Source organism: Sphaerospermopsis reniformis, assembly GCF_005402885.1.
In the GTDB taxonomy this organism is placed as follows: Bacteria; Cyanobacteriota; Cyanobacteriia; order Cyanobacteriales; family Nostocaceae; genus Sphaerospermopsis; species Sphaerospermopsis kisseleviana.
In genome coordinates, this window is record NZ_BJCE01000161.1 from 1 (window position 1) to 12,642 (window position 12,642).

11 protein-coding genes and 1 pseudogene are annotated in these 12,642 nt (G+C 37.7%); 8 read left to right on the top strand and 4 right to left on the bottom strand.

The genetic code is table 11. The features are described 5' to 3' along the window. Nucleotides 1-137 precede the first annotated feature (137 nt). Entirely contained in the window at nt 138-1,193 is a 1,056-nt protein-coding gene (gene mnmA / locus FFR48_RS19200; RefSeq protein ID WP_137668483.1) for a tRNA 2-thiouridine(34) synthase MnmA, read from the bottom strand. 222 nt (nt 1,194-1,415) lie between these two features. Between mnmA and FFR48_RS19205 the strand changes: the two genes are divergently transcribed. The 4 genes from FFR48_RS19205 (at nt 1,416) to FFR48_RS19220 (ending at nt 4,966) form a co-directional block, all read left to right on the top strand. After that, nucleotides 1,416-2,144 carry a hypothetical protein gene (locus FFR48_RS19205; protein ID WP_096570696.1) on the top strand — a complete coding sequence of 243 codons (729 nt, stop codon included), beginning with the start codon at nt 1,416-1,418 and terminating at the stop codon, nt 2,142-2,144. Nucleotides 2,145-2,303: 159 nt separating this feature from the next. Beyond that, nucleotides 2,304-3,890: an NAD(P)H-hydrate dehydratase gene (locus FFR48_RS19210; RefSeq protein ID WP_137668484.1), complete on the top strand. Its 1,587-nt coding sequence runs from the start codon at nt 2,304-2,306 to the stop codon at nt 3,888-3,890. A 79-nt stretch (nt 3,891-3,969) separates the two neighbouring features. Next, complete coding sequence (locus FFR48_RS19215) at nt 3,970-4,428, top strand: DUF29 domain-containing protein (protein WP_137668485.1); 459 nt, start codon at nt 3,970-3,972, stop codon at nt 4,426-4,428. Between the two features lie 76 nt (nt 4,429-4,504). Beyond that, complete coding sequence (locus FFR48_RS19220) at nt 4,505-4,966, top strand: DUF29 domain-containing protein (RefSeq protein WP_137668486.1); 462 nt, start codon at nt 4,505-4,507, stop codon at nt 4,964-4,966. Nucleotides 4,967-5,031: 65 nt separating this feature from the next. On the opposite strand, the gene FFR48_RS19225 is transcribed toward FFR48_RS19220, so the two are convergent. Further along, nucleotides 5,032-6,129 (bottom strand): glycosyltransferase family 1 protein, encoded by a 1,098-nt coding sequence (locus tag FFR48_RS19225; protein ID WP_137668487.1) that lies wholly within the window; start codon nt 6,127-6,129, stop codon nt 5,032-5,034. 242 nt (nt 6,130-6,371) lie between these two features. Beyond that, nucleotides 6,372-8,024: a DNA mismatch repair endonuclease MutL gene (gene mutL, locus FFR48_RS19230; protein ID WP_137668488.1), complete on the bottom strand. Its 1,653-nt coding sequence runs from the start codon at nt 8,022-8,024 to the stop codon at nt 6,372-6,374. A gap of 211 nt (nt 8,025-8,235) precedes the next feature. Here mutL and FFR48_RS19235 point away from each other — a divergent pair, with 211 nt between their 5' ends. Then, nucleotides 8,236-8,562 (top strand): rhodanese-like domain-containing protein, encoded by a 327-nt coding sequence (locus FFR48_RS19235; protein WP_096570707.1) that lies wholly within the window; start codon nt 8,236-8,238, stop codon nt 8,560-8,562. Nucleotides 8,563-8,772: 210 nt separating this feature from the next. On the opposite strand, the gene FFR48_RS19240 is transcribed toward FFR48_RS19235, so the two are convergent. Then, nucleotides 8,773-9,807: an adenosine deaminase gene (locus FFR48_RS19240; protein WP_137668489.1), complete on the bottom strand. Its 1,035-nt coding sequence runs from the start codon at nt 9,805-9,807 to the stop codon at nt 8,773-8,775. A gap of 177 nt (nt 9,808-9,984) precedes the next feature. Here FFR48_RS19240 and FFR48_RS19245 point away from each other — a divergent pair, with 177 nt between their 5' ends. The 3 genes and pseudogenes from FFR48_RS19245 to FFR48_RS19255 all read left to right on the top strand — a co-directional run. Continuing rightward, the gene (locus FFR48_RS19245) at nt 9,985-11,313 is read left to right on the top strand and encodes an adenylosuccinate synthase (protein ID WP_137668490.1); all 1,329 of its coding nucleotides are present in this window, start codon (nt 9,985-9,987) and stop codon (nt 11,311-11,313) included. Nucleotides 11,314-11,377: 64 nt separating this feature from the next. Next, nucleotides 11,378-11,674, top strand: a complete 297-nt coding sequence (gene rplY, locus FFR48_RS19250; RefSeq protein ID WP_096570713.1) for a 50S ribosomal protein L25 — start codon at nt 11,378-11,380, stop codon at nt 11,672-11,674. Nucleotides 11,675-12,096: 422 nt separating this feature from the next. Beyond that, nucleotides 12,097-12,642, top strand: a pseudogene (locus FFR48_RS19255) (adenylyl-sulfate kinase); the annotation flags it as partial.

Below are 12,642 nucleotides of genomic sequence, written 5' to 3' on the forward strand. Positions count from 1 at the left end.
TTCCCTTGGCTCATTAGTGAAATTGATGTTTTAGTGAAGTTTAGACAACAAAAACTTATCTTTATTTCTGCTTGACTACCCACTCAATTCTCCTCAAGGTTTTTTTCGACTTTTTCAGCAAACCCTATTTACACTACTTAACTAAACTGTTCAATTATTCCCCCACCTAATACCTTTTCCCCTTCATACCAAACCGCAGCTTGTCCTGGGGTAATGCTGAACTGAGGTTCATCAAAAACTAACCGCACTCTGTCATTTTCTAAAGGCATCACCGTCACGGGTACGGGTTGGGAACGATAACGAATTTGCACTTCTGCACGGATGGGGGTTGCAGGTTCAGCAATAGACACCCAGTTTACCCGGTTGACTGTGCATTCTCCTTGAGTTCCTTTGGTGCGATCGCCCACTACCACACGATTATTAACTGCATCTAATTCAATCACATACAAAGGTTCAGCAGCAGCAATTCCTAAACCTTTACGCTGACCAATTGTGTAATGATGGACACCATCATGTTTACCCAAAACCTTACCAGTGGTATCCACAATATCACCTGGTTTTGGTGCTAAATATTTATCTAAAAATGCCCGCATTGAACCGTTACTTTCTACCAAGCATAAATCTTGACTTTCTGGTTTATCGGCGGTTTTTAACCCATATTCGGCAGCTATTTTGCGGGTATCGCTTTTATTTAATTCTCCCAAAGGAAAGATCGAAGCCCCAAGTAAATCTTGAGACAAATCATATAGGAAATAAGATTGATCCTTGTTGCGGTCAACGGCGCGTAATAATTGATAACGTCCAGTGGTTTCATCATAAGTAATTCGCGCATAATGACCGGTAGCTATGTAATTACTTTCTAACTTCTCCCGTGCATATTCCACCATTGGTCCAAACTTCACCGTCTTGTTACATTGAGAACAAGGCAGGGGCGTAATTCCCACACTATAACCAGAGACTAAATAATCAACAATATTCGCTTGAAAGACATCCCGAATATCGACAATTTCGTGGGGAACACCCAATTGTTCACAAATACTAGCCGCGTCGATCATTCCTTCAGAGCAACATTGACCCTTACCTTTCATTAACCAAAGGGTCAAACCAATTACATCATAGCCCTGATTGTGTAAAATAGCGGCAGCTACAGAACTGTCAACGCCACCAGAAAGACCAACGACAACTTTTTTCATAATTTACACTTTTAACAGTGCTTGCTACTGTTCATCTATAATAAGGGTTTTTGATTTTAGCACAAGGCAAACACTCTCCCATAGTAGCATAAGTAGGGCTTTAGCAAAGCTAAACCCTGACAAAATTCTTTCGTTTTGGGGTTTCACCCATCTCCGTAATTTTTTATTATCCTGATTAAAATAATGGCTAGTAGAAAATTTTGAGAAACCCTGGTTACAAATATGTCTCATTTAATAACACGTCAAATTACCACTGTACCCGTAATTTCTTTACTTGTGGGTGGATGCTTGATGCTCACTTGCGAAGATAGTCTAGCACAGACCAGATTACCAGAATTGCAACCAGCAGTGGAGTTTTATCAAAATAATCAAAACTATCAAACTTCTCAACCTACACAAATTAGTCAATATGGACAAAACTTTGAAAGATATGTTGTCTATGTTGATAGCGATAACTCCCAAATTCTACAACAAGTGCGTCAAATTGAAAGTAGTGCTTATATTCGTCCGTTTAATGGACGTAATATTATTCAGTCAGGTGTTTTTAGCAAACCATCTAACGCCCAACAGCGTGTGAGAGAATTAGAATTAAATGGTATTAGTGGCGCTCGCATTCTCAGCTTTTCTAACCCAGAACAAATCTCCTATTTCTCTGGTAGAGAAGTACCTTATTCTACTGGAGATAATTTTCGCAATGTAAGTCCTAGCGTTCAACGAGAACAGAGTAGATATTACTACGTTATCATTCCCACCAGCAGTAATAACTTACCCTTGCTTGGTAGAGAAATTCGACAAAAAATAGATGGTAATACTAATGTTTTTATGAGAACTCAACCACGAGGAGCGCATATAGCTGTAGGAGGTTTTAGAGAACGCCAAGAAGCAGAACAATGGAATAATTATTTGCGAAATTTAGGTTATGCTAATGCTAGGGTTTATTATGGAAGATAGGTGACAGGTGACAGGTGATTGGTGATTGGTGATTGGTGATAGAAAAGAATAACTAATGACTAATCACTAATAACTAATCACTAATAACTAATCACTAATGACTAATAACTAATCACTAATAACTAATGACTAATAACTAATCACTAATGACTAATACTAATGACTAAAGAACAATTTGTAGTCACTGCTGCTCAAATGCGTGACATTGAAGGACGAATATTTGCTGCGGGAATGCCGGTTGCAGCTTTGATGGAAAAAGTAGGGAGATTAATTAGCGATAGCTTCGCTCGCCACTGGCAACGCCTACAATCTATCATACCTCTTAGCCCCCTTTTTCAAGGGGGGTTGGGGGGATCTAATGTAGGAATTCTCGCAGGTCCAGGACACAATGGAGGTGATGCTTTAGTTGTAGCCAGAGAGTTACATTTTCAAGGTTATCAAGTTTGGATTTATCAACCTTTTGCTAAACTCAAAGAATTAACTTCTCAACATTTACAATATGCCCAAAATTTGGGGATTCCTTGTTTTACAGAACTGGCAGAATTACCAAGTTGTGATTTTTTAATTGATGGGTTATTTGGCTTTGGTTTAGAAAGAGAAATTACCGGGAATATTGCAGAAGCAATTAACCATTTTAATGATTGGAATAAACCGATTTTTAGTATTGACTTACCTTCTGGTTTACACACAGATACAGGGGAAGTTTTAGGTACTGCTATTCGTGCAACTCATACCTTTTGTTTAGGTTTATGGAAACAGGGTTTATTGCAAGAACAAGCATTAGAATATATTGGACAAGCAGAATTAATTGATTTTGATATTCCCTTAGCTGATATTCATGCGATTTTAGGTGAAGTTACCAAAATTAAACGCATTACCAAAACCACAGTATTTGATACCTTATCTTTACCTCTTTCCCCTACAACCCACAAATATAAATCTGGACATTTACTATTAATTTCTGGCTCAAAACGTTATGCAGGGGGAGCAATTTTAACGGGTTTAGGTGCGCGTGCTTCGGGTGTAGGAATGTTATCAATTGCCGTACCTGAAAGTATTAAACCGCTTTTAATTTCCCATTTACCAGAAGCGTTAATTATCGGATGTCCTGAAACGGAAACCGGGGCAATTTCTCATTTACAATTACCTCCAAATACAGATTTGAGTTCATTTAATGCTATTGCTTGTGGACCAGGTTTAACTACAGATGCTACCCCAATTATTGAACAGGTAATTAATAGTGATGTGCCGTTAATTTTGGATGCCGATGGTTTAAATATCTTGGCACAATTAGGGACTATTTCCACTTTACAAAAACGCCAAAATACAACAATTCTCACACCCCACACAGGTGAATTTCATCGTTTATTTCCTGATATTAATTATCAAGATAGGGTGAAAGCAGTACAAACAGCAGCATCACAAACAGGGGCTGTAGTGCTGTTAAAAGGGGCAAGAACCGCCATTTCTAACCCTGAAGGTGTCGTTTGGATCAATGCGGAAAGTACGCCAGCTTTAGCTCGTGGTGGTAGTGGTGATGTCTTAACTGGTTTAATGGGCGGAATTTTGGCGCGGGTTGTTAATAAACAAGTTAATATTGAAGATGTGGTAGCTGCTGCGGCTTGGTGGCATTCTCAAGGGGGTATTTTAGCAGTAAAAGAAAGGACAGAATTAGGGGTTGATGCGTTTACTTTGACGCAATATTTAATCAGGGTCTTAAAGTTAAGTATTGAAGATATTTTGTAGGTATTAGATTATCTGAGTTTATCTGCATTCAATGGAAAATATTGTATAATATTGATAAGTACCCACAGGAGGTAAAAAAATGGCAACACCTCAGCTAAAAAGTACCACAAAAACTAATCTTTATGAACAAGATTTTTACCTATGGATAGAAACAACCGCCCAACATTTAAGAAAAGGAGATTTTACAGAAGTTGATTTAGGAAATTTAATAGAAGAAATCGAAAGCATGGGAAGAAGTGAAAAACGAGAGTTAAAAAGCCGTTTAATTGTGCTACTAATGCACTTATTAAAATGGCATTATCAACCTGAAAAACGTAGTGCAAGTTGGCAGAGTACAATTACTGAACAAAGAATTTGTCTTGAAGAATTATTAGAAGACAGTCCAAGTCTACAACCTTTATTCACAGAATTATTTGCAGATTGTTATAATAAAGCTCGTCTGAAAGCATCTCAAGAAACAGGAATTAAACTAAATTTCTTTCCTCAAGAGTCTCCTTTTAGTTTAGATGAAGTTATGAATAGTGGTTTAGATATGTAGAATAGTTAAATTTGTTCTCCCTGAAATATAAAACCAAATCTAACTTATTTTGATCAACAACCACAGGAGGTTAAAAATGACAACACCTCAGCTAAAAAGTACCACAAAAACTAATCTTTATGAACAAGATTTTTACCTATGGATAGAAACAACCGCCAAACAATTAAAAGCAGGGAAATTTGCAGAAATTGATTTAGAAAATCTGATTGAAGAAATTGAAAGCATGGGAAGAATTGAAAAAAGAACATTAGAAAGTAATTTAGTAGTGCTTTTAATGCACTTATTAAAATATAAATGTCAGCCAGAAAAACGCTCTAAAAGCTGCCTTTCGACTATCTTTGAACATCGCCGGAGATTAAATAAACATTTCCAAGATAGTCCTAGTTTAAAAAAATATTTTTTAGAAACATTTGTCGAATGTTATCAAGATGCACGTCAGCAAGCGTCTATAAAAACAGGTTTGTTACTTGATATTTTTCCTGTAGAATCTCCTTTTAATACCGATGAATGTTTAAATCAAGACTTTTTACCTGATTAAATGTATGATTATTTTATAAATATTAGCCCCCCTTTTTAAGGGGGTTGGGGAGATATAAAATCAAACTAGGGTGGATCTAAATTAACCCCAGAATTTACAAAAAGTTCCCTATTCAACTTTTCAATTACATAATTTGCAACCACAGTTTCAGAACATTTATTTTGCCAAAAAATTAATGATTTATAGTGCATTTCTTCCATCAGTTCTTTATTTTCCAACAGATTTTTTAACACCTTTGGTAATTCTTGCCAATTCTTGATTTTAATCACCGGCGCACCTTCTAAATACCATCGAGAAGGTAAAGCTTCTGTGACTAAAACACAACCATATTTCATCCCCTCAAATAAACGCGTGGTTTCAAAAGATGTACCTCTAGGAACAAGACAGATTTTTGTATCCATCATGATTTCACAATAGCTGCGTTCATCCGCTTGAGTTCTATTGTGATAACCACCAGTAATTGATAATTCAACGTTAAATTCAGGATGTTTTTCTTGGAAACTTTTTAAAGTTGATAACATCAATTTTCTAGATAATGCTTTAGGAGTTCCTAACCAAGATTTAAAAGACCAGATAGGATATTGTCTGTGGACAACACTCCCGGAAAAATAAGTATCATAAAGCCGATCTGCGATATTTTTGATGGGTAAATCCTTGGAGTTATTGTAACCCAAGGGAAGATCATAGATAGGAGGAATTAGACCTTTACCTAATACCAAACTTTTGAATTGATGCCAATAATAATTAACCCGGCTTGGTACACCAACTAATAAAATTCTTAAAAACTGAATTAGTGTCAGTAAGTTTAACAATGAAGGTTGTACAATAGGGTTACATCCGAGAATGGAATTTGTACCTACACACTTAAATACCGCCCTGACTTTGTGAGCATATTTGGGTATACGATACCATTCATCACCCAATACAAAAACTACCACATTTTCCCCATAAGATGGTAGTTCATCAATTTCATTCCAAGTGACATAAAAGACTAAACCACTGATAAGAGAACTTTTTTCTATTGCTTGAAATACTTTACCGAAATAAGTAGTTAAAGCAAAGTCAATGGGTGGTTTAGGATCGTATATATCCCAAGCAACAGGTTTTTGATCTTTGCGGATATAGAGATAATACTGATTAGCAAGAGCAGTAATTACAGCCATATAATGTGGGAAGGATTTGTGAGAATTTACCCAAGTTTTTGAGATAAAAAAAACACTAAGACATAAAACCCCAAACTCTCAAATTAAGTTGGATGTCTAAGTATTAGCTGTTTATTTCTCAGCGGCCTTTTCTAAAATAGCCTTGCTTCAGTTTTTCTATACTTTCTCGTGTAGACAAGACAGTTATACAAAATCATCATGGAAAATTCATAATTCTTTCGTAATTAATTTCTCCTGACTCCTTAGATACCATGACTTTTACCAACCACCCAATGACGACGGAAAAAGCGAGATAAAGCAGACTCTTCCAAAGATAAATAAATTGGTCTACCATGTGGGCAGGTCTGGGGGTTGCGGGTGCGTTGCCAATCATCTAATAATTGCTGCATTTCTGGTAAAGTCATTGGTGTACCATTGCGGATAGCACTGCGACAAGCAACCGCAACCTGGGCGGTTTGTAAGTCTCCTCCTAAACTTAATTCTAATAATGCTTCGGCGCAATCTTCCCGTGTTTTTAACATTGCGGGAACTGTACGTACAGCCCAAAGTTTTTCCCCAAAAGTTTCAATATCTAAGTTAATTCTTTGTAATTGGGCAACCTGAGAAGGTAATAATTGATAAAGAATAATTGGTGTTTCTACAGGCACTATTTCCCATTCATCACAGATTTTTTCATATAAAACTCTTTCATGGGCAATGTGTTGTTCTACTAACCACATTCCTCCTGGATGTTCAGCAACAATATACATATTGCTCACTTGGGCAACGGCTTTTAAGTAATTCTGTGTTTTTGTATCTGCATTTTTAGAACTAAAGTTATAACTACCTTTTTTTTCTGCAACTTTAAGTAAGTTACTTACTCGAGTTGTGTGAACTGAATCTTTTAAATTAGCTTCAGAAATATAGAATGCTTGATTAATCGTTTCGCTAATTTTTTCTTGCCAAGCATTAATTTCATTTAAATAAATTTCTGTTTTGGCAGGGTGGCGATTCCAGTTAATTTGATCAGGGGAAATGGTAAGATGTAAAAAACAAACCGGATAGCGATCGCGTGGTAAGGTTTTATGAAATGCTGAAAAAATTGTTTGTTCTAATTCTGGTGATTTAATGATTCTGCCATTAATGGCTACTTTTACCCAGTCAGGTTTATGACGGTGACATCTATCAGGTAAACCTATTACTAAGTTAATTGTAGATTGCGGATTGGGTATTTCTATTTTTAATTCTTTTAAATCACTTGGTTTAACTTGGGTGAGAATTTGCGGAATTAATTTACCTGGACTTGCAGTTTGACAAATAGTGAACCATTCCCGATCATTTTGCCAAACTTGATAAGTAATATGAGGATGACATAAAGCAATTTGTTGAATGATTGTTTGTACAGCTTTCATTTGCTGTGTGGTGTTCGGTAAACCTTGACGACGTGCGGGATAATTAGCAAATAAATTATCAACAGTAACAACAGTACCAGAAGCGATCGCTACTACTTCTGTTTTAATAACTTCCCCATCATTGCCATAAACAACCCGCCATCCTTCATTTCCTCCCACCGGACGGCTAAAAATTTCTAAATCTGCTAAAGTTGCTAAACTATGTAACGCTTCTCCACGAAAACCTAAACTTTTAATTTTCCACAAATCATCTGAAGAATGAATTTTACTGGTAGTATGTGCTGTTGCCGCTTGTTGTAAATCATCTAAATTCATACCATAACCATTATCAGCTACCCGCACTCGCCATTGCTGTGACCATAGAGAAACTACAATGCGCGTTGCACCAGCATCTAAGGAATTTTCTACTAATTCCCGAACCACAGAAGCAAAACTATCTATTACTTCTCCTGCTGTAATCAGATATACGACTTCTGTAGGTAAAGATTGTATTGTAGATGCCATGTTCCAGAATTGAAAATTAAAAATTAAAGATTAAAAATTGTCGGGATGTACAGATAATTAGTTTACAATATTTAGGTTTATTTTAGGCTTATAAACTGTAATCATAATTTTAGTTAACATCTCTAAAGAATTTTAGATAAATTGTCAAAAAAACCGAATTTTCAAAGTATTTTTGATAGATTGCTGGTAAAGTCTTAAACTAAAAACGCCAATGAGTAATTTAGTTGCTGATGTTAATGAATTAATATCGCGTCTAGAATGGGGTCAACCCGCCTTTACAATTATTGATGTACGCGATCGCCTTACCTACAACCACGGCCATATCACAGGTGCTATTTCCATTCCCCTCAACGACTTAGCCGACCGTGCAAAAACCAGCTTGCATAAACAACGCCAAATCTACGTTTATGGCGACCATGATACCCATGCTAATCTGGCAGTTAGTATTTTAGGCGCTGCCGGGTTTAGAGATGTCTGTGTTATTCAAGGTGGCCTAGACGCTTGGAAAACAGTGGGTGGCGCGACAGAAGGCGTTTAACAGTTAATGAAGGCAACAGGCAAAAGGCAACAGGCAAAAGTTGATTAATTTTTATCAACTTTTATCAATTTTATCTTGTGTTCTCTGCCTTTGCTTCTTCCTCAATATTGTCTATGAGAAGTGACGCAAGATTGGACTAAAAACCTCATTATTGCGTAGGGGTAATTCATGAATTACCCCTACTTTTGTTCTGTTTTGCTTAATTCCTGTCTATATCAAAACCTTAGCTGGTTCAGGTTTCAATAAACCACTTAACAAAGATGCAGGACGTTGATCATGAGGCCAAGCAAAAGCATGGCGAAAAGCGGCATCTTGACAGGCTTGAAGTTGTTGGAAATTAATAATGTCGTAAGTCAGCAGATTTTCATATTCAAAAGGTAAACGGACATTATGTAAACCTGCGTTATCAGTACAGATGGCAATATCAACCCCAGTTTCAAAACATCGATCAAAAACCAATTTTAACTGCCGGATATCCTGTAAAGTTCCTGTTTTTAAGTAAGTCGTGGGACAAACTTCTAAACATTGTCCTCTTCTGGCTAAATCTGGCAATAATTGAGGATAAAGTAAAGGAATTTGGATACCGTGACCAATTCGCATTAAATAAGGTAAAAGTTCGGGATAACAACCATCTTTGGTTTCATAAAGATGTCCGGTAGTCTTCAAACCCAAAGAACGGGCATAGTTATATAAACTAATCCATTCTGGCATTCTTTCCCCATAAATGCGATCGCCACCTGCCACATCCACCGCACAAACATATTCTCTATTTTGTGCTGCTAAATCCACAATAGCCTTATTTACCTCAAAAGGTAAACGAGAGTGCATACAGAGAATTTGACTATTAACAATGGGATATTCCAAAGAATGACTCGCTTTACCCACAATTTCCACAATTTCCACCATCTTATCAATTCTGGCATTTTGATTTAGATGTTCAGGAGTGCGTAAATAGGGAGTATAACGCAATTCTAAATAAGCCAAATTTTCAAAGATATACGCACCACGCAACAAACGATAGATAAAGTAAGGTAAAGTTTCCACAGTTTGCACACTTTCCACTAAAGTATGCAATTCTAAATACTCATCTAAAGTATTGCGGGGACGGGTGTAAAAATCCTCAAATTCAGAATATTCAGCAAACCGAGAAATTAAATCTGTAGCATGGCGCTGAAAATACCGCCACAACACACGGGGGACGACGGAACCCCCCAGGTGTCTATGTAACTCAGCGTATAAGGCCATAATGGTAACTTTTAGATAAAAATTTTACTAATTGTAACAAAATTTATAAATAAAAAAATATATTAATAATTTTACCAACCACCAGTACCCAGTCATCAGTCACAAAGTTATTGACAAAAGCTAAAAAAACTGCTAATAATTGATATTTGTGGAAACTTTACCCTTTAATATAATCTCTTGGCTAACGTCATTGTCATAGGCGCTCAATGGGGCGATGAAGGAAAAGGTAAAATAACTGACTTACTCAGCCGCTCCGCAGATGTGGTGGTACGTTACCAGGGAGGAGTTAACGCTGGACACACAATAGTAGTCCAAGGTCAGACATTTAAACTGCACTTAATTCCCTCTGGTATATTGTATCCAGATACCGAATGTATCATCGGCTGTGGGACAGTTATTGATCCACAGGTTTTGATACAAGAACTTGAACAACTTGAACACCTAAATATTTCTACTGCTAATCTGCTGATATCAGAGACGGCTCATGTTACCATGCCTTACCATCGGTTAATTGATAAGGCATCAGAAGAACGCCGGGGAACGCATAAAATCGGCACGACTGGTAGAGGTATAGGTCCTACCTACGCGGATAAATCCGAGCGGACTGGCATCAGGATGTTAGACTTGATGGATCAGGTTGGATTACGTGAGCAGTTGGAATGGACAATAAATTATAAAAACACAATTTTAGAAAAGCTGTATGATATTCCTCCTCTTGACCCCCAAGAAGTGATTGAGGAGTATTTGGGCTATGCAGAAAGGTTGCGTCCTTTTGTGGTGGACACATCAATAAAAATATATGATGCGGTGCAAAAACGACGTAACATTTTGTTTGAAGGCGCACAAGGAACTCTACTGGATTTAGATCATGGGACCTATCCTTATGTCACCTCTTCTAATCCTGTAGCTGGGGGTGCTTGCGTGGGTACTGGTCTAGGACCGACAATGATAGATCGGGTAATAGGGGTATCCAAAGCATATACCACTAGAGTCGGCGAAGGACCATTCCCCACAGAATTAGATGGGGAAATTGGTGATTTATTGGGCGATCGCGGTGCAGAATTTGGCACAACCACAGGTAGAAAACGCCGTTGTGGTTGGTTTGATGCCGTGATTGGACGTTATGCAGTCCGTATTAATGGCATGGATTGTATGGCACTAACTAAGTTAGATGTGCTAGATGAGTTAGAGGAAATCAAAGTTTGCGTGGCTTATGAAATAGATGGCCAACGCTGTGATCACTTCCCCACCAGCGCCCGTCAGTTTGCCCGTTGTCGTCCGATTTATAAAACCTTACCAGGATGGCAAGTACCAACTACTGAATGCCGTAGCTTGGAAGACTTGCCAAAGCAAGCATTGGACTATCTTAAATTCTTAGCAGAATTGATGGAAGTCCCGATTGCGATCGTTTCCTTAGGAGCAAGTCGTGATCAAACTATCATTGTGGAAGATCCAATTCACGGACCAAAACGCGCACTGTTACATCCCGATGGTACACCAGTTTAATAATTGACAATTGACAATTGACAATTGACAACTAACAACCAACCACTAAAACATTAAGAGTAGTATGGCGATCGCATTAGAATCTCACAAACGTCCAGAAGGTAGCAAGCCCAATGCTTTGCGACGTTCTGGTTTAATCCCCGCGAATTTGTACGGACACAACGGTGCGGAATCAATTTCTTTAGTAGTTGATGCAAAAACCGTTGAACGCTTGCTCAAACAAGCTGCTCCCAACAAAACCGAAATTGAACTCAATATTCCTGAACTTCAGTGGACTGGTAAAACCGTACTCCGCGAAGTTCAAATTCACCCAGCCAAGGGTACACCTTACCATCTCAGTTTTTTTGCTGCTAAAGCCTAAAAGATGGTGTGCATTTTATCTTCAATAGCACTTAAATAGCACTTAAATTTTGTCATAATTGCTGAATGAACCAGGGTTAAACCCCTGGTTTTTTTTGTTAAGCTATCAGGGTTAATATAGCAGGAGTCAGGAGTCGTAGGGGCGAAGCATTCGGAAAATAGCCTTTTCATAAAATTGATAATTGGTCGCCCGAATGCTGATGCTTCCAGCACGCTTCGCGAACACCCGTACAGGAGTCAGGAGTAAAACCCTTATTATCACTAGCTTTTAGCTTTTGAGAATGTCCTAACTACTCTGTCTACAGCTATATCTTCTAAAATTATTTCCGCTGATACTTGTATGGGTTGACCTGTGTTTATCTGCGGCTAAAAATCCAACTTCCAAAAATCCAACTTCCAACATCCAACACTGGTATAAATATTATGACACAAGCTAATCTTCCAGCTTTAATTGAACAAATGTTACAACCAGGATTTTATCCTCATGGGGTAACAGAACCAATTCAACTGATTCAAACTCATGCTTCTTATGTGTTACTCACTGGAGAATATGTCTATAAACTGAAAAAACCTATAAATTTTGGCTTTTTAGATTATTCCACATTAGAAAAGCGGTTACATTGTTGCCAGGAAGAGTTACGTTTAAATCAGCGAGGCGCAGGTGAACTGTATTTGCAAGTATTACCTATTACCTGCACAGGAGAACAATACCATTTAGCGGGAACGGGGGAAGTTGTAGAATATGCGCTAAAAATGCGTCAATTTCCCCAAGATGCCTTATTTAGTGAACTTTTTTCCCAGGGTAAGTTAAATGAAATGCACTTGCAGGAATTAGGACGGGTAGTATCTGAATACCATGCAAAGTCCCAGACAAATGATTACATTCGCAGTTTTGGGCAAATCTCAGAAGTGCGGTTGACTATTAATGAGAATTATAACCAAACTTTAAAGTATATTGGTGGTCCCCAA

Coding starts and splice junctions, on each gene's coding strand:
- FFR48_RS19210 (WP_137668484.1), top strand. CDS start 2,304: ATGACTAAAGAACAATTTGTAGTCACTGCTGCTCAAATGCGTGACATT.
- FFR48_RS19205 (WP_096570696.1), top strand. CDS start 1,416: ATGTCTCATTTAATAACACGTCAAATTACCACTGTACCCGTAATTTCT.
- FFR48_RS19220 (WP_137668486.1), top strand. CDS start 4,505: ATGACAACACCTCAGCTAAAAAGTACCACAAAAACTAATCTTTATGAA.
- FFR48_RS19215 (WP_137668485.1), top strand. CDS start 3,970: ATGGCAACACCTCAGCTAAAAAGTACCACAAAAACTAATCTTTATGAA.
- FFR48_RS19240 (WP_137668489.1), bottom strand. CDS start 9,807: ATGGCCTTATACGCTGAGTTACATAGACACCTGGGGGGTTCCGTCGTC.
- FFR48_RS19235 (WP_096570707.1), top strand. CDS start 8,236: ATGAGTAATTTAGTTGCTGATGTTAATGAATTAATATCGCGTCTAGAA.
- rplY (WP_096570713.1), top strand. CDS start 11,378: ATGGCGATCGCATTAGAATCTCACAAACGTCCAGAAGGTAGCAAGCCC.
- FFR48_RS19225 (WP_137668487.1), bottom strand. CDS start 6,129: ATGGCTGTAATTACTGCTCTTGCTAATCAGTATTATCTCTATATCCGC.
- mutL (WP_137668488.1), bottom strand. CDS start 8,024: ATGGCATCTACAATACAATCTTTACCTACAGAAGTCGTATATCTGATT.
- mnmA (WP_137668483.1), bottom strand. CDS start 1,193: ATGAAAAAAGTTGTCGTTGGTCTTTCTGGTGGCGTTGACAGTTCTGTA.